The sequence below is a fragment of the Pollutimonas rozaliensis genome (genome assembly GCF_048751585.1).
In the GTDB taxonomy this organism is placed as follows: domain Bacteria; phylum Pseudomonadota; class Gammaproteobacteria; order Burkholderiales; family Burkholderiaceae_B.
The window spans coordinates 1-15498 of sequence record NZ_JAZHOB010000004.1 but is presented as its reverse complement, the minus strand read 5'-3'; the positions used below and the strand labels follow the sequence as shown (position 1 = coordinate 15498).

General features: G+C 59.5%; 17 protein-coding genes and 1 other RNA gene. 10 read left to right on the top strand and 8 right to left on the bottom strand.

The features are described from left to right. Window positions 1-426, bottom strand: a complete 426-nt coding sequence (ybgC, locus tag V0R37_RS08225; RefSeq protein WP_420374064.1) for a tol-pal system-associated acyl-CoA thioesterase — start codon at window positions 424-426, stop codon at window positions 1-3. Between the two features lie 84 nt (window positions 427-510). Next, window positions 511-2241, bottom strand: coding sequence for a proline--tRNA ligase (locus V0R37_RS08220; RefSeq protein ID WP_420374063.1), 1731 nt, complete (start codon window positions 2239-2241; stop codon window positions 511-513). A 65-nt stretch (window positions 2242-2306) separates the two neighbouring features. Here V0R37_RS08220 and V0R37_RS08215 point away from each other — a divergent pair, with 65 nt between their 5' ends. From V0R37_RS08215 to V0R37_RS08205, 3 genes are read left to right on the top strand one after another with little or no spacing between them, the layout of a single operon-like run. Beyond that, window positions 2307-2876 carry an RNA pyrophosphohydrolase gene (locus V0R37_RS08215; protein ID WP_420374062.1) on the top strand — a complete coding sequence of 190 codons (570 nt, stop codon included), beginning with the start codon at window positions 2307-2309 and terminating at the stop codon, window positions 2874-2876. Further along, window positions 2857-3534, top strand: a complete 678-nt coding sequence (locus V0R37_RS08210) for a response regulator (protein WP_420374061.1) — start codon at window positions 2857-2859, stop codon at window positions 3532-3534. The genes V0R37_RS08215 and V0R37_RS08210 overlap by 20 nt, the downstream gene beginning before the upstream one ends. Before the next feature lie 3 nt (window positions 3535-3537). Then, window positions 3538-5037 (top strand): sensor histidine kinase, encoded by a 1500-nt coding sequence (locus V0R37_RS08205; RefSeq protein WP_420374060.1) that lies wholly within the window; start codon window positions 3538-3540, stop codon window positions 5035-5037. 10 nt (window positions 5038-5047) lie between these two features. Here V0R37_RS08205 and V0R37_RS08200 read toward each other — a convergent pair whose 3' ends face one another. The 3 genes from V0R37_RS08200 to V0R37_RS08190 form a co-directional block, all read right to left on the bottom strand. Then, window positions 5048-6001, bottom strand: a complete 954-nt coding sequence (locus V0R37_RS08200; protein WP_420374059.1) for an NAD(P)-dependent oxidoreductase — start codon at window positions 5999-6001, stop codon at window positions 5048-5050. An 88-nt stretch (window positions 6002-6089) separates the two neighbouring features. Beyond that, the gene (locus tag V0R37_RS08195; protein WP_420374058.1) at window positions 6090-7595 is read right to left on the bottom strand and encodes a tripartite tricarboxylate transporter permease; all 1506 of its coding nucleotides are present in this window, start codon (window positions 7593-7595) and stop codon (window positions 6090-6092) included. 13 nt (window positions 7596-7608) lie between these two features. Beyond that, complete coding sequence (locus tag V0R37_RS08190; RefSeq protein WP_420374057.1) at window positions 7609-8070, bottom strand: tripartite tricarboxylate transporter TctB family protein; 462 nt, start codon at window positions 8068-8070, stop codon at window positions 7609-7611. Window positions 8071-8406: 336 nt separating this feature from the next. Here V0R37_RS08190 and V0R37_RS08185 point away from each other — a divergent pair, with 336 nt between their 5' ends. From V0R37_RS08185 to V0R37_RS08170, 4 genes are all read left to right on the top strand, one after another. Next, the gene (locus V0R37_RS08185; protein ID WP_420374056.1) at window positions 8407-8811 is read left to right on the top strand and encodes a hypothetical protein; all 405 of its coding nucleotides are present in this window, start codon (window positions 8407-8409) and stop codon (window positions 8809-8811) included. Between the two features lie 6 nt (window positions 8812-8817). After that, window positions 8818-9132 (top strand): cell division protein ZapA, encoded by a 315-nt coding sequence (locus V0R37_RS08180; RefSeq protein WP_420374055.1) that lies wholly within the window; start codon window positions 8818-8820, stop codon window positions 9130-9132. 48 nt (window positions 9133-9180) lie between these two features. Next, window positions 9181-9363, top strand: a non-coding RNA gene (gene ssrS / locus V0R37_RS08175) — 6S RNA. Window positions 9364-9411: 48 nt separating this feature from the next. Then, window positions 9412-10146, top strand: coding sequence for an SIMPL domain-containing protein (locus V0R37_RS08170; protein WP_420374054.1), 735 nt, complete (start codon window positions 9412-9414; stop codon window positions 10144-10146). Here the strand turns inward: V0R37_RS08170 and lgt are convergent. Continuing rightward, entirely contained in the window at window positions 10097-10894 is a 798-nt protein-coding gene (gene lgt, locus V0R37_RS08165) for a prolipoprotein diacylglyceryl transferase (RefSeq protein WP_420374053.1), read from the bottom strand. The two genes, V0R37_RS08170 and lgt, sit on opposite strands and share 50 nt — an antisense overlap. 107 nt (window positions 10895-11001) lie before the next feature. Between lgt and V0R37_RS08160 the strand changes: the two genes are divergently transcribed. Continuing rightward, a complete protein-coding gene (locus V0R37_RS08160; protein ID WP_420374052.1) occupies window positions 11002-11349 on the top strand; it encodes a c-type cytochrome in 348 nt (115 codons plus the stop codon). A 10-nt stretch (window positions 11350-11359) separates the two neighbouring features. Continuing rightward, window positions 11360-11887: a peptide-methionine (S)-S-oxide reductase MsrA gene (gene msrA, locus V0R37_RS08155; protein WP_420374051.1), complete on the top strand. Its 528-nt coding sequence runs from the start codon at window positions 11360-11362 to the stop codon at window positions 11885-11887. On the opposite strand, the gene V0R37_RS08150 is transcribed toward msrA, so the two are convergent. After that, window positions 11884-12834, bottom strand: a complete 951-nt coding sequence (locus tag V0R37_RS08150) for a nucleoside recognition domain-containing protein (protein WP_420374050.1) — start codon at window positions 12832-12834, stop codon at window positions 11884-11886. The genes msrA and V0R37_RS08150 overlap by 4 nt on opposite strands. A gap of 107 nt (window positions 12835-12941) precedes the next feature. Then, window positions 12942-14054, bottom strand: a complete 1113-nt coding sequence (hppD, locus tag V0R37_RS08145) for a 4-hydroxyphenylpyruvate dioxygenase (RefSeq protein WP_420374049.1) — start codon at window positions 14052-14054, stop codon at window positions 12942-12944. A gap of 150 nt (window positions 14055-14204) precedes the next feature. On the opposite strand from hppD, the gene V0R37_RS08140 reads away from it, so the two are divergent. Beyond that, window positions 14205-14681, top strand: coding sequence for an Lrp/AsnC family transcriptional regulator (locus tag V0R37_RS08140; protein ID WP_420374048.1), 477 nt, complete (start codon window positions 14205-14207; stop codon window positions 14679-14681). The last annotated feature ends 817 nt before the right edge of the window (window positions 14682-15498 follow it).

Genomic DNA, 15498 nt, shown 5'->3' with positions numbered 1-15498 from the left:
TTATTTCTTGGCCTTTTCCAGTAGGGTTCTGAGTTGGTTCGGTAGCTTGGCAGGGCGGAATGACTGGGCCTCGACGCAACACACTTGGATATTGCTCTCGCAAAGCAGTTCCATGTCGCGCAGGGCGGACTGTCTGAAATTGACGGATGCGGGACCAACACGGGTGATTGTGCTGCGTATGGCAAGCAAGTCATCAAGTCTTGCAGGTTTGCGATATTGTATTTCAACGTCCTTTACCACGAATATGCGTTTTTCCTGTTCGGCCAGCCTGGACTGATCAACCCCCAGCCGCCGCAGCCATTCTGTCCGGCCCCGTTCAAAAAACTTCAGGTAATTAGCGTAATACATTACGCCGCCCGCGTCCGTGTCTTCGTAATATACGCGAATATCCAGACAGGAAAATGAATCGGGTGTTTCGGTGGACATGTCTTTCGTTAAGTGGTGTGACATCGCCGGCCAGCCGCTCCGGATGTCATAAAGAGATCGGGCCGGCTGGCCGGCCCGAGTGCGCTATAGCGATTTTAACTGCTCCAGCGCGTGGGCGAGCGCGTCGGCGACGGCCACCTTGTCAGCCGCTTCCTGGCGCCGCGTCTGGATTTCGACGATCCCATCTTTCAGGCCGCGGTCTCCGATCGTGATGCGCAATGGAGCGCCTATGAGCTCCCAGTCGGCGAACATGATGCCGGGGCGGGTATCGCGATCGTCCAGCATGACGTCCACGCCTTGCGCCCTGAGCGATTCGTAAAGTGTTTGCGCAACGTTGCGGACTGTTTCACTTTTATGCCAGCCCATAGGGCAGATGACGGCTTCGAAGGGGGCGATCGCCCTGGGCCAGACAATGCCTTTCTCGTCGTGGTTCTGTTCGATGGCGGCGGCCGCGATGCGGCTGATGCCGATGCCGTAGCAACCCATTTGCAAGACCGCCGGCTTCCCGTCGGTTTCCAGGAAGGTCGCGCCAAGCGCCTTGGAATACTTGTCACCCAGAAAGAAGACATGGCCCACTTCGATGCCTCGTTGTATGGCCAATTGCCCGCCTTGGGGATCGGGATCGCCGGCAACCACATTGCGCAAATCGGCGACTTCGGGTTCCGGCAGGTCGCGTCCCCAGTTTACGCCGGTGTAGTGGAAGCCCTCTTGATTGGCTCCGCAAATGAAATTGCTCATGTTGGCGACGGTGCGGTCGGCGATCACCGTAACCGGCCCGGTGGGGTTCACGGGGCCAAGATAGCCGGGTACGCAGCCGAAGGTTGCCATGATCTCGTCTTCGGTGGCGAAACGGTAGCCGGCCAGGCCAGCCAGCTTGCCGGCCTTGACCTCGTTCAATTCGTGATCGCCGCGCAATAGCAGCAGCCATATCCTGGCCTGTCCCGCGGCATCGGCGCTTTCGGTGGCCAAGACGATGGATTTGACGGTGTCGGTCAGCGGCCTGTTCAGTTGCCCGGCCACGATTTCGCATTTGGGAGCGGACGGGGTCGCCGCCTTGAACAATTCTTCGCTTGCGGATCCGCGCTGCGGTATCAGGCAGGCCGCCTCGGCCAGCTCGATGTTGGCCGCGTAATCGGAGTCGGGGTTGTAGACGATGAGATCCTCGCCGGTATCGGCGATCACCTGGAATTCATGGCTGCGCGACCCGCCTATCGAGCCCGTATCGGCGGCCACGGCGCGGAACTCCAGGCCCAGCCGCTTGAAGATGCGCATGTAGGCGTCGTACATGGTGTCGTAGCTGGCCTGGGCGGAAGCCTCGTCGCGGTCGAAGGAATAAGCATCCTTCATGGTGAATTCGCGGCCGCGCATCAGGCCGAATCGGGGCCGGCGCTCGTCGCGGAACTTGGTCTGGATATGATAGAAGTTCAGCGGCAGCTGGCGCCAGCTGTGTATTTCGTTGCGCGCGATGTCGGTAATGACTTCTTCCGATGTCGGCTGCAGCACGAAATCGCGCTGATGCCTGTCCTTGATGCGCAGCAGCTCGGCGCCGTATTGCTCCCAGCGGCCCGACTCGACCCAGAGCTCGGCGGGCTGTACAACCGGCATCAGAAGCTCGATGGCGCCGGCCCGGTTCATTTCCTCGCGGACAATGGCTTCTATCTTGCGCAAAACCTTCAGCCCCAACGGCATGTAGGTGTAGATTCCTCCGGCGGCCTTGCGGATCATTCCGGCTCGCGTCATGAGCTGATGGCTCTTGACTTCGGCTTCCGCAGGCGCTTCTTTCAGTGTATTGATGTGATACTTGCTTGCATGCATGGTGAGGATCTCGACAGATACGTATAATCAACAGTAATTGTATTGAATTCGCTTTGGGGTGGCCCATGTTAGACCGTGAAGGCTACCGTCCTAATGTCGGCATTATCCTCGTAAATCAGAAAAACGAGGTTTTCTGGGGTAAACGCATTCGGGAGCATGCATGGCAGTTTCCGCAAGGGGGCATCAAGTATGGGGAAAGTCCCATTCAGGCCATGTACCGCGAGCTGCACGAAGAAGTGGGCTTGCAGCCCGAGCATGTGCGCATATTAGGCCGGACGCGTGAGTGGCTGCGCTATAACGTGCCGAGCAACTTTGTTCGGCGCGATTCGCGTGGCCACTATAAGGGGCAAAAACAGATCTGGTTTTTGTTGAGGCTTGTTGGGCGCGATTCGGATGTTAGCCTGCGCGCCAGCCACAGCCCGGAATTCGACGCCTGGCGCTGGAGCCCGTATTGGGTTCCGCTCGAAGCCGTTATCGAGTTCAAGCGCGAGGTCTACACCCTGGCGCTGAACGAACTGGCGGGCATCTTGTTCAAGCGGGGGCAGGAAACCCGCTATCTCCGGCAGCGGGTTCAGAACCAGCGCGCCTCCCAGCCGACTTTGGACAGCAAGGGCCATGCGCGTACTATTGGTTGAAGACGAGCGCGAGATGGCCGCCTGGCTCGAGCGCGCCCTGGCACAGAGCGGCTTCGTGCCGGAGCACGCTCCCGACGCCCAGACGGCCGAGCACTTGCTGGCCGCGGCCGACTACGATGCGGTCATCATGGATTTGCGCCTGCCCGACAAGCACGGCCTGGTCCTTTTGCGTGAAATGCGCAATCGGGGCGACGTGACGCCGGTGCTCATCCTGACGGCGCAAGGCGCCTTGCAGGATCGTGTGCGCGGCCTGAACCTGGGCGCCGACGATTTCGTGACCAAGCCTTTTGCGCTCGAAGAGCTGGAAGCCAGGCTGACCGCGCTGGTGCGGCGCAGCCGCGGCCGGCAGGCGCCCCGCATGCAATGCGGCTCGCTGATCTACGATAGCGAAAGCCGCGCTTTTTCCCTGGATGGCGCCATACTGCACCTGACGCCGCGCGAACACGCGGCGCTGGCCGTGCTGGTCACGCGCAGCGGCCTGCCGGTAGAGAAGAACCAACTGTACAGCAGGGTGTTCGACCACGACAGCGACGCAAGCCTGGACGCCATCGAGGTTGTGCTGCATCGCCTGCGCAAGAAGCTGGCGGGCAGCGATGTGCGCATCGTCACGGTCCGAGGGCTGGGCTATATGCTCGAAAGCCTCGGCGAAGACGCCTGACGCATGGTCTGGGTGACACAGAAGCCGCGAGGCAGCATACGGTTCTGGCTGCTGGCGCTGCTTATTCCAGGCATCATTACGCTGCTGCTGATCGATAGCTGGAACGACTACGATGCCTTGAAGGCCGTCACGGAAGAGGTTTACGACAGCGCCTTGCTGGAGCCGGCCAAGGTGCTGGAAACCAGCGTGGAGTTCAACCCGGACGGTACGCTGCGCATCGACCCGCCTTTCTATGCGCAGGTCATGCTGGAATCGCGGGCCGGCAATCGAAAATACTTCAGGGTGGAAGAGGTCACGCCCCTCGCGCTCAGCCTGGCCGGCTCGCCTGCCAGGCAGATCAAGGGCAACACCTTGCTGGGCATGCATGGCCTGCCAAGGCCCGAGGCGCTGGCCGACAACGAAGGCATGCCCATTTTCTACAACGCCATGTACCGCAACGATGAAGTCCGCATGGTCGCGCTATGGCGCGACCTGCACTACGAGGGCGTGCACAGGCAAGTCATCGTGCTGGTGGGCGAAAGCATAGACATGCGCCTGCGCACCCAGCAGGAGGCTTGGCGCCTGGGCCTGTTCCGCGACGGACGCATGCTCATCCTGGCGGTTCTGCTTGTGTGGTTCAGCGTTGAATGGGCCTTGCGCCCGCTTAGCGAGCTGCGGCGCGAAATCAAGGCGCGCGCGGTGGACAACCTGATGCCGCTGGACGCGGACCAGGTTCCTCACGAGGTCGTGCCGCTGGTCAAGGCGGTCAATCACCACATCGACCTGTACCGCCGGGTGCTCGACAAGCAGGCTCAATTCCTGGCTGACGCATCCCACCAGTTGCGCACGCCGCTGGCCATCATGCGGACGCAGGCGCAATACGCCAAGCGCGAGCCGGATATCGGGCGCATGCGGGAAACGCTGGGAGCCATCATCGGTCAATTGGGGCGAACCTCGCGCCTGACCGAACAGTTGCTGTCCCTGGCGCACGCCAGCCGCAACGATATGGCGCCGCAGGCCAGGGTGGACCTGAATGCGCTTGCGCGGGAGGTCGTGCTGCAATATTTGCCTTTGGCCCGCGAAAGGCATCAGGATCTGGGCTGGGTGGATGATGGCGGCGATGCCGATACCCAAGAGGACTCGCAGGAAGCCTGGGTTCTGGGAAGCGATGCGGAGATCCACGAGTCCATCGCCAACCTGGTGCACAATGCGATCAATCATGCCGGAGAAGGCTGCACCATTACGGTGTCGGCCGGCATTGCGCAAGACACTGCATGGGTCAGCGTTTGCGACAATGGCGTCGGGCTGGATCCCTCGTTGCGCGAAAGCGTGTTCATGAGATTTGATCGGGGCGGCTCGGCCCGCAAGGGAATGCGCGGGGGCGGATCGGGCCTGGGGCTGGCCATAGCGCTGGCCTATGCCGAGCGCAATCGCGGGACCATCGTGCTTAAGGATGGCGACCCCTCCGCGGGGGGCGGAGTGGGCCTGTGCGCCACCTTGAAGCTGCCCAGGTATACGGCCTGATCCGGACTGCTTATTTGCCGCGTAGGCGCTTGATGAGGCTGGAGGTGTCCCAGCGATTGCCGCCCATTTGCTGGACGTCGGCATAGAATTGATCGACCAGGGCTGTTACCGGTACGCGCGCGCCATTGCGGCGCGCTTCGGACAGCACCAGGCCCAGGTCCTTGCGCATCCAGTCGACCGCGAATCCGAAATCGAACTTGTCGTCGACCATCGTGGCGCCGCGGTTCTCCATCTGCCAGCTTTGGGCTGCGCCTTTGCTGATCACATCCAGCACCTGCTTCATGTCCAGCTTGGCAGCCTGGCCGAATGCGATGGCTTCGGACAGCCCTTGCACCAGGCCGGCGATGCAGATCTGGTTAACCATCTTGGCCAGTTGACCGGCTCCAGGTTCGCCCAGCAAAGTGACAGCCTGTGCAAAGTTATAGGCCAAAGGCTGGATGACGTCGAAATGCGCCTGCTCGCCGCCGCACATCACGGTCAGCTTGCCATTGACGGCGCCGGCCTGCCCGCCCGATACGGGGGCGTCGACAAAGCCGACGCCTTTCTTGTTGGCCAGGCCATAGAGCTCGCGCGCGACCTCGGCGGATGCCGTCGTGTGATCCACCAGCAGGGCGCCGGCCGCCATGCCCGCCAGCGCGCCGTTTTCTCCCAGCATCACGCTGCGCAGATCGTCGTCGTTGCCGACGCAGCTGAATACGACACGTGCGTTCTGGGCCGCCTCTTTGGGTGTGCGCGCCGCGGTGCCGCCGAATTCCTTGACCCATGCCTCGGCTTTTGCGAAGGTCCGGTTGTATACCGTGACTTTGTGCCCGGCTTTGGCCAAGTGGGCGGCCATGGGGTAGCCCATGACACCCAGGCCAAGAAAGGCGACTTCGGTTGCGGATTGCGATTCGTAGGGCCTGGCATTGATGGATGACATCTCTTTATTCTCCGTTGGTTGGTGTTTGCGTGGTGCTCCGCCCATAAGATTACAACAATTAGGAAGGCCATTAAAAAACCCACCGCGTTGCGGTGGGTTTCTGTCTGCCGAGGCGTCGCGGCGGCGAAAGGTATTAGCCTTCCTCGACGAATGCCTCTTCGCGTTTCTTCTTGATGGATGGCAAGGCCACGATGACCACCAGGAGCGCCGCGGCGATCAGCAGCGACATGGACAGCGGCCGCGTCACGAAGGTGGTGTAGTCACCGCGAGCCAGCAGCAGCGCACGACGGAAGTTTTCTTCCATCATGGGGCCCAACACCAGGCCCAGCAGCAGCGGAGCGCCTTCGCACTTGAGCTTGGCCCAGATGTAGCCGACCAGACCAAAGGCCGCCGTCATCCAGATGTCGAACACGTTGTAGTTCAACGAGTACACACCGATGGTGCAGAACACCAGAATGGCCGGGAACAGGATGCGGTAAGGCACTTTCAGCAGCTTGATCCACAGGCCGACCAGCGGCAGGTTCAGCACAACCAGCATCAGGTTGCCGATCCACATCGAAACGATCAGGCCCCAGAACAGGTCCGGGTGGCTGGTCATGACCTGCGGGCCGGGCTGGATGTTGTGGATGGTCATCGCGCCGATCATCAGGGCCGTTACGGCGTTGCCCGGAATGCCCAGGGTCAGCAGCGGGATGAAGGACGTCTGCGCAGCGGCGTTGTTGGCGGATTCAGGACCAGCCAGGCCGGCCGGATGGCCCTTGCCGAAGCGCTCGGGGTTCTTGGACAGTTTCTTTTCCAGCGTGTAGGAAGCGAACGAGGAGAGCGTTGCGCCGCCGCCGGGCAGAATGCCCAGTGCCGAGCCCAATGCCGTGCCGCGCACGCTGGCCGGCCAGGCTTCCTTGAACTCCTGTTTGTTGGGATACAGCGAACCCACCTTGCCGGTGATGTCCACGCGCTGGTCCTTCAGTTCCAGGTTGGTCATGATTTCGGCGAAGCCGAACACGCCCATGGCCACGACCGCGAAGTCGATGCCGTCCTGCAGTTCCGGAATACCGAAGTCGTAGCGTGCCACGCCCGAGTTCACGTCGGTGCCGACCATGCCCAGCAGCAGGCCAAGCAAGATCATGCAGATGGCTTTAGGCAGGGAGCCGGAAGCCAGCACCACAGCGCCGATCAGACCCAAGACCATTAGCGAGAAATACTCGGCGGGCCCGAATTTGAAGGCGACTTCAGCCAGGGGCGGCGCGAAACCGGCCAACAAGATCGTGGCGAAGCAGCCTGCAAAGAACGAACCCATGGCGGCAATGGCCAGGGCCGCACCGGCCCGTCCGTTGCGCGCCATCTGGTGTCCATCGAGCACGGTCACCACGGCGGAGGTTTCGCCCGGCAGGGCGACCAGGATGGCGGTGGTCGAGCCGCCGTACTGGGCGCCGTAGTAGATGCCGGCCAGCATGATCAGGCCGGCCACGGGAGGCAGCACATAGGTAATGGGCAGCAGCATGGCAATGGTGGGCACCGGTCCGATGCCCGGGAGCACGCCGATCAGGGTGCCAAGCAGACAGCCCAGCAAGCAGTACGCGACGTTCTCGACCGACAAGGCAACCGAGAACCCCAAAGCAAGGTGATCAAACAATTCCATTTTCGGGATTCCTTTAATTGCCTAGAAAGACAGGCCACAGCGGGAAGATCAAGCCCAGGCCTTTTACAAAGGCGAGCCAGGTGAAGAGAACCAGGGCAATGCCTGTAGCTCCAGCCACTCTCCAGTCGAATATATGGCTGGCCATGCTGCTGATGAAGACCAGCAGGAAGACCGAGATGTAAACGCCCAGATAATCGAAGATGACGCCGCAGCCAACCACCGAACCGATGATGATGATGGCAATCTTCCAATCGAATTTTTCCATCTCGACGTCGTCGGCTTTTGGTGACATGGCGCCAAGCGCGACGACGGCCCCGAGCAGCGCAAGCAGGACGCCGAGCCAGAATGGAAAATAGCCTGGACCCATGCGGGCGGCGGTGCCCATTGAATAGTTGCTTGCGCCCAACGCAAATCCGACGCCCAAGGCGACGAACATAATACCGGACCAGAAGTCCTGTTTATTTTTGAGCTGCATGTTGACGAAATCTCCCTGACAGCATGATGGAACCAGTAATTCAAAGATGCCATGGATGGGGGCGGTTGGAACCGGCCCGGGCCGTAGCATTTTCGTATTACCAAAAGGTGAGGAATGGTAATGGACGAGGGGTAAGCTGAAAACCCCGATTTCCCCTCAGTTGTCTAGGGTTTACCCGCGAACTCTCCGTTTATTACATATTGCAGCGACATGACAGACCTGCGACAGGTCGAATTGAAAGAATACTGAAAGGAATTGGAAAGAGCCGTGAAAGGTTATCATCGCTTTTTACTTTTCTCTATCCACCTGATGGCTTGATGGTTTACGATAACGCCCATGTTGCAAGATCTTGACTCTCTCGCTGCCCGCATCGGGCAAATGGTGCAGTTCACTCGCCAATTGCAAAGCGAGCGCACTGCGTTGCAGGCTCGCCTGAAGAACCTCGAACAGGAGCGCGACGCCCTGCGCGACCAACTGCAGCGCCGCGAAGCCGAATACTCATCCGCCATCGAACGCGCGGCCGCTGACGAGGCCCGGATACATTCCCATCAGGCCGAAGCGCAGGCGGCCCAGGCCACGCTGGAAGTCGATGTGGCCCGCTATCGCGCCGAGGCGGAGTCTTTCAAACAGCGCCTGGCGGCCAGCCAGGCCGACACATTCAGTCTGCGCCAGGTTGCCGACAAGGCCAAGGAACAGATCGATTCAATATTAATGCGCCTGCCAGGCGCTCCTCGGGAGTAGAACAACATGGAACGCGTCGACGTGTCCATATTGGGACGCGATTATTCCCTGGCCTGCCTGCCTGCCGAACGGGAGTCATTGCTGGCTGCCGTGCGCCATGTGGATCAGCGCATGCTCGGTGTAAAAGGATCGGGAAAGGTTTCCAGTAACGAACGCATTGCCGTCATGGCTGCAATACAGATCGCCGCAGAGCTGCTTTCCATGCGCGCGCCGGATGGTCCACTCAGTAATGTTGCGCTGGGCGATTTCAAGCGTAAAATTGATGACATGAACGATTTGCTCGATCAAGTCGTTGGACCTGCCGCTCAAAATCAAAGGTAGGTGTGCAAGATAGTTTTCCGGATGCGCAGGCAATGCGCGTTCATCAGTTAGTCCCTGCCGTGTTCGTGACTTGGCCATACATTCCTTGAACCAATGCTTATGGCATGCAGGTTGCTGGATTGACAAGTAGGTGTGCTTTCCATTCTTGGAAAACCCGAAGCTTGACTGAAGGCGACCACCTTGAACCCTCGGTTCCAGGATGCCGGCCTAGACGGCACAGGCGGGGCAATTTAAAAAAAAGCTCGTCCTCGGACGAGCTTTTCCTTTATGGGGATAAACATGTATCTGTTCAAGCAGAATAGTAAATGGCTGTTAGCGCTGGTCCTGTCTGCGGCGGGCGCAAGCTTTGCCGCGCCCGCTTTGGCGCATGATTCCGGCGAGGGCCGGCATAAGGAAAAATGGCCGCAGGCGCAGCTACAGGCCGAAGCCGTGACAGAGGTCGCGCAGGACACCGTCACCATAACCTTGGCCACTGAAATCAGCGATGCATCGCAGTCAGCGGTGGCCAGTGCGCTTAGCAAGACGCTTGAAGAGGTCATGAAAAAAGCCAAGGGCCATGAAAAGGTCAAGGCGACTAGCGGCAATTACCGCATCTGGCCCATGAATGACAAAGACGGAAAGATATCCAATTGGCGGGGGCGTGGTGAAATCCTTCTGGAGTCCACCGATTTTGCCGCCGCGTCCGAGCTGGCCTCCACCCTGAGCGATCGCATGCCCATCGCCAACCTCAGGTTTTCAGTGTCTCCGCGGCTTCGGGCCAAACAGGAAGAGGCCTTGCTGGCACAGGCTGCCCAGGCGTTTCGTGACCGCGCAAAGGCCTTGGCCGATGCTTTCGGCTATGCCGGCTACGACATCAAAGAAGTCAACCTGGGCGGCTCGGGAGCGCGCTACGAAGCCGCGCCGCGCATGATGGCCATGGCCGCCGACAAGGCCAGCGTGCCGCTGGAAGGCGGCACCGAGACAGTCAGCGTGTCGATCCAGGGTTCGATCTTTTTGCGCTCAGCGCAAAAATAATCGCTCCCGCAAGAATCATGGGCAGCGACAGCAACTGCCCCATCGATAAGCCGCCCGCGAGCAGGCCCAGGAAGTTGTCGGGCTCGCGGGTGAATTCGACCAGAAAGCGGAATACGCCGTAGCCCATCAGGAATACGGCGCTGACCTGGCCGCTGGGGCGGGGTTTGCTGGAAAACCACCAGACCAGGGCGAATAAAACAAAACCTTCCAGGCCCATTTCGTAAAGCTGCGATGGATGCCGGGCCAGGCCGTCGCCCGACTGTGGAAACACCATGCCCCATGGCACCGTCGTCGGGCGTCCCCACAGTTCGCCGTTTATGAAATTGCCCAGCCGTCCCGCGGCAAGGCCAAGCGGGATCATGGGCGCGATGAAGTCCCCGATCTCGAACAGCGACTTGCCGCGCTTGCGTGCGAACAGCAGCAGGACCGTGATAACACCGATTAGGCCGCCGTGGAAGGACATGCCGCCTTGCCATAGATAGAAAATTTCCAAGGGATGGGCAAGGTAGTCGCCGGGCTTGTAGAACAGCACATAACCCATCCGCCCGCCGATCACCACCCCCAGGACGCAATAGAAGATCAAGTCTTCCAGATCGCGCATGGACAGATCGGTCTTGCCTTGCTGTATGCGCCATCGGCCCAGCAGCCAGACAAGGCCGAAGCCGATGAGATACATCAGGCCGTACCAATGGATGGCCACGGGGCCCAGTTGCAAAGCGACAGGGTCTATTTGGGGATAGTGAAGCATGGGATGATGTCTTGGTGATGGAATATCGTCGATAATACCCTGTATGCACGCATCGGCAAGCCGATATCCGAACGGCTGTTTTTTTCATTTACACGCAGGTCTGGTTTATGTATTCAAGGTTTTTCCCCGCACTGCTTTGCCTGGCTGGCCTGGCTTTTTCGTCGGCGGCTTTCGGGCAGATTGCCGGCGTTGACCTGGCCAAGTCCAACAATTGTCTGGCTTGCCATCAGGTCGACAAGAAACGGGTCGGCCCGGCGTTCACTGTGATCGCCCAGCGGTTCGCGGGGCAAGAGGGCGCCGATGCCTATCTTGCCGGCGCCATACGCAATGGCGGGCGCGGCCGTTGGGGCGCCGTGCCCATGCCCGCGCAGCCACAAGTCAGTCCCACCGACGCCAAGCTGCTTGCGGCTTGGATACTGTCGTTGGCCGACGGCAAAGCCGCGGCCAATCAATAAAGGAGCCAGCATGTCTGAAACTGCAATTCTGGGAGGCGGTTGTTTCTGGTGCACAGAATCGGTCTTCCAATCCTTGCGCGGCGTTATCTCGGTCGAGCCGGGATACAGCGGGGGGCATGTGGATAATCCCAGCTACGAGCAGGTATGCGCCAAGACCACCGGCCATATCGAGGTGGTGCGGGTCGAGTTCGACCCGGATGTCATCGACTTCGAAACCGTGCTGCAGGTATTTTTCGCCACTCACGATCCCACCACGCTGGATCGTCAGGGGGCCGATGTCGGTCCGCAATATGCATCGGCCATTTTTTGCCAGGACGAAGGGCAAAAGGACATTGCACAGAAAGTAATAAGCCAGGTGGAAGCGGAGACGGGCGAGCGCGTGGTCACCCGCCTGCTGGGCGCGGAGCGCTTCTGGCCCGCCGAGGACTATCACCGTGATTACTATCTGCGCAATCCTTATCAGGGCTATTGCCAGGCAGTGATCTCGCCCAAGCTGGCGAAATTCCGCAAGCGCTATGCGTCTTTGTTGGCAGGCTAGGACTGCTGTCCGGTCACGGCGGTCCTGCGCCAGCTGCCTCTATCGGTAAGCCGCGCAAGAATCGCCACAATGGCCAGTGTTATGGCCACCCGGCCGGCCAGGACGATCCAGACATCGGCGCCCAGGGCCACCAAAAGCAAGGTGTCTTCGATCAGCGAGTGCGACAACGACAGCCAGGCCAGGGCCAGGAAGCGCGTTCGCGCCGAGAAATTCTGCTTTTCCGCTTCCTCGATGATCAGCGCGCCGCCATAGGTCAGCCCAAGCAAAACGCCCACGGTCGTAACCGGCGCCACCTGGGCGTTCAGCCCCGATACTTTCAGCAGCGGCATCATGGCGGCGGTAATGCGCCGGGTGATGCCCAGGCGATCCATCGCATCCAGAGCCAGGACCAGGCCGGCAATGATCAGGAAGGTCAGCATCAAGGAAAACGCGGTTGCCTGTATCCAGCCGATATAGCCCGTTGTTCCGCCTTGGGGCAGCAAGGACGAGCCGCGCAGCCATTCGAAGGACAAGGGGTCGGCCAGGACACCGGTAAGGTGGCAGCCCCAGGAAACCGCGCCGCCGTAGACGATGGCGGTCCCGATACGCAAAGCGGCCGTTACGCTGAAGCCCGCCCCTGCGCGGCGGACGATTGATTGTTCCACGGGAATGGCGTGCGCTATCAGCATCATGGCGGACAGGGCGCTGAACTGCGCCGCCGTCATATCCAGCGTATGCGCCAGACCCGCCAGCGTGGCAAGGCCGCCATATATGCCGACAAACAGCGTGGTGACCCAGATGATGCCGGCTTCGGGCGGTAGATGCAGCAAGGCCATGGCCGGCGCGATCAGCCGTCCGATCCCATCCACCAGGCCGAACTGTTCGGCCACTTGCACGGCTACCATGACCGGCAGCATGACTTTGGTCACGGTGGCGAACATCCGCCAGCTGCGCTGTAGCAGCGCCATAATGTACGCCTGCATCGATGTATCCCTTCCGCTTCCGTTTCTTTGCATAAAGAAGGGATTCTATCTGCTTACGGGCCGTCTGTCGGCAGGCGGCCCGTCCGGGGCTTTTACTCCGCGCTTTTCAGCACGCCGCGACGCATTTGATCCAGCTCGATCGATTCGAACAGGGCCTTGAAATTGCCTTCTCCGAAGCCTTCATTGCCTTTGCGCTGAATGATCTCGAAGAAGATGGGGCCGATCTGGTTTTCGGTGAAAATTTGCAGCAGCAAGCCGCCTTCGGCCGCGCCATCGAGCAAGATCTTGTTCTTTTGCAGCCTGTCCACGTCTTCGCCATGGTTGGGCAGGCGGCGGTCCAGCAGTTCGTAATAGGTATCGGGCGTGTCCAGAAACTTCAGGCCGGATGCCCGCAACTGTTCGACCGTGCCATAGATATCGTCGCTGGCCAACGCAATGTGCTGAATGCCTTCGCCGCGATACAGGTCCAGGTATTCCTGGATCTGCCCTTTTTCCTCGGTGCCTTCCTCATTGATGGGAATGCGGATGTTGCCGCAAGGCGAAGTCATGGCCTTGGATTTCACGCCTGTAACTTTGCCTTCGATGTCGAAATAGCGCACCTCGCGAAAGTTGAACAGGCGCTCGTAGAACTCGGCCCATTCCGCCATGCGGCCCTTGTGCACGTTATGAGTCAGGTGATCGACGATGGACAGGCCGGCCCCGCGGTGCGCCAGGTCGGTCTGGGCCGTCTCGATGTCGATAGGCTCAAAATCCACATCATAGATGCTGATGTCGCCAATGCCGCCGTGGCCGGCCTTGCCGTGCCAGCGGTCGACCAGATAGATCAGCGAATCGCCGATGCCCTTGATCGCGGGGATATTCAGCTCCATCGGACCGCTGCCGGAATCGAAGCCCCACGCTCCCAGTTCGATGGCACGCTTATAGGCCTTGGCGGCATCGTCCACACGAAAGGCGATGGCACAGATCGAGGGGCCATGCAGGCGTGCAAAGCGCTGAGCGAAGGAATCGGGTTCGGCGTTGATCAGGAAATTGATGCCGCCCTGGCGGTAAAGGGTGACGTTCTTGTTGCGATGGCGGGCGATGGCCTTGAAGCCCAGCGTTTCGAATACCTTGCCCAATGCGACGGGATCGGGCGCCGTATATTCAATGAACTCAAAGCCGGCGGTGCCCATGGGATTGTCCCAGGGCTGAAAAGGGGTGCTCATGTCTTTGCTCCAGAATTTTGATATGGGCCAATAATCGATTTAGATGTGGAAATTGTAGGAAATAAGCGCGGGCAGACGATTGCGAAAATGGCTTGAATTTATCTTGATTCGGCAATTTAATAGCGTCATTGAAATAAATTTGGGTGTTTCATGGCGCAAAATGATCTGGACCGGACAGACCGGCAAATTCTGATGGAATTGCAGCGTAACGGCCGCCTGAGCAATCAGGAGCTGGCCGACCGCGTGTCGCTTTCCCCCAGCCCCTGCTTGCGGCGCGTCCGGCGGCTGGAGGAGGAAGGCTATATAGACAGTTATGTGGCCCTGGTGAATCCCGACAAGGTGGGCCTGAAGCTTCTGGCCTATGTGACCATACGGCTCAACAAGGTATTTCGGGCCAGCCATTCGCCGGTTTCCGACTTTGCCCGCGACGTCCAGACCTGGCCGGAGGTCGTGGAGTGCTACGCCATGTCGGGCGACATGGATTATTTGCTGCGAGTGCAGGTAAAAGACCTGACTGAATTTTCCCGCTTCGCCATGGACAAGCTGATGCAGCATCCCGCCGTGGTCGACATGCGGTCCAGCTTTACCTTGCAGCACATTAAAGAGACAACGGTCATCTCCGTGTAGCGCCGGACCAGGCGCAGAGCCCGGCGCGTAGGTAGGCTGCGTGCCATGATCCATGGTCTTATAGCCAGGATGGCCGCTCTTCTGTATATAGATAGGTACGGAGACTCCCTTTCTTTCTTGTAGATGAAGGATGCCGTTTCCATATAGAGGGCGCTTCCTTATGTCTATATATATAGGTGGGCAGATGGATAAATGTGGGCGCTGGCTGGATGGTTGCTGGATAGGCTTTCCCGATGGAATGGACAGCGGAGATTACGGATCACGTCGCATCTGCGGCTCGCATTGGCTGTTTTGGGATCTGTGTCGAACAAGATCGGGACGAAAAACAGCGTGTTCGCCGTGCTGAAGCGGGGGCATATGGATTGTTTTCCCTCTGATTCCCCGGTTTGGCGGAAACTATTTCATTTTTCTTAAAAAAATATTTCAGTGGGATTTCAAGGCCTTGCGCGCGGGGTGGGGCCCCTGAGGGACGTGGCCGGGCGTTTTGGGCCGATTTCGATTTGCGCGGGCTAAAAAGCGGTGCTATAGTTCTGTTCTTCGCAGCACACGGCACTAGGGTTTTCCCTAGCGACGCACCCGGTTCAAGTCCTTGATTTCACGGTCTTTTGTTGGGGTAAGGGTGGTGCGAAGCGCAGCGATGCGGCGCCTTAAATTGTGGTAAGCTTACGGGCTTGGCTGCAGCGACCCGAAAGGGTTTTAGGGCGCAGCGGATCATGCGGCAGCGGCGGTTCGGTAGGGGGTTGGCGGTTTAGGTCTTGAGGCCAGCGCGACACACCCCAACTTGACAAGCTTAAAAAACTGCTTCATAATCTCGTTT

Excerpts from the sequence above, each read along its gene's own strand:
- ybgC (WP_420374064.1), bottom strand. The coding sequence starts at position 426 with ATGTCCACCGAAACACCCGATTCATTTTCCTGTCTGGATATTCGCGTA.
- V0R37_RS08220 (WP_420374063.1), bottom strand. The coding sequence starts at position 2,241 with ATGCATGCAAGCAAGTATCACATCAATACACTGAAAGAAGCGCCTGCG.
- V0R37_RS08215 (WP_420374062.1), top strand. The coding sequence starts at position 2,307 with ATGTTAGACCGTGAAGGCTACCGTCCTAATGTCGGCATTATCCTCGTA.
- V0R37_RS08210 (WP_420374061.1), top strand. The coding sequence starts at position 2,857 with ATGCGCGTACTATTGGTTGAAGACGAGCGCGAGATGGCCGCCTGGCTC.
- V0R37_RS08205 (WP_420374060.1), top strand. The coding sequence starts at position 3,538 with ATGGTCTGGGTGACACAGAAGCCGCGAGGCAGCATACGGTTCTGGCTG.
- V0R37_RS08200 (WP_420374059.1), bottom strand. The coding sequence starts at position 6,001 with ATGGGCGGAGCACCACGCAAACACCAACCAACGGAGAATAAAGAGATG.
- V0R37_RS08195 (WP_420374058.1), bottom strand. The coding sequence starts at position 7,595 with ATGGAATTGTTTGATCACCTTGCTTTGGGGTTCTCGGTTGCCTTGTCG.
- V0R37_RS08190 (WP_420374057.1), bottom strand. The coding sequence starts at position 8,070 with ATGCAGCTCAAAAATAAACAGGACTTCTGGTCCGGTATTATGTTCGTC.
- V0R37_RS08185 (WP_420374056.1), top strand. The coding sequence starts at position 8,407 with ATGTTGCAAGATCTTGACTCTCTCGCTGCCCGCATCGGGCAAATGGTG.
- V0R37_RS08180 (WP_420374055.1), top strand. The coding sequence starts at position 8,818 with ATGGAACGCGTCGACGTGTCCATATTGGGACGCGATTATTCCCTGGCC.
- V0R37_RS08170 (WP_420374054.1), top strand. The coding sequence starts at position 9,412 with ATGTATCTGTTCAAGCAGAATAGTAAATGGCTGTTAGCGCTGGTCCTG.
- lgt (WP_420374053.1), bottom strand. The coding sequence starts at position 10,894 with ATGCTTCACTATCCCCAAATAGACCCTGTCGCTTTGCAACTGGGCCCC.
- V0R37_RS08160 (WP_420374052.1), top strand. The coding sequence starts at position 11,002 with ATGTATTCAAGGTTTTTCCCCGCACTGCTTTGCCTGGCTGGCCTGGCT.
- msrA (WP_420374051.1), top strand. The coding sequence starts at position 11,360 with ATGTCTGAAACTGCAATTCTGGGAGGCGGTTGTTTCTGGTGCACAGAA.
- V0R37_RS08150 (WP_420374050.1), bottom strand. The coding sequence starts at position 12,834 with ATGGCGCTGCTACAGCGCAGCTGGCGGATGTTCGCCACCGTGACCAAA.
- hppD (WP_420374049.1), bottom strand. The coding sequence starts at position 14,054 with ATGAGCACCCCTTTTCAGCCCTGGGACAATCCCATGGGCACCGCCGGC.
- V0R37_RS08140 (WP_420374048.1), top strand. The coding sequence starts at position 14,205 with ATGGCGCAAAATGATCTGGACCGGACAGACCGGCAAATTCTGATGGAA.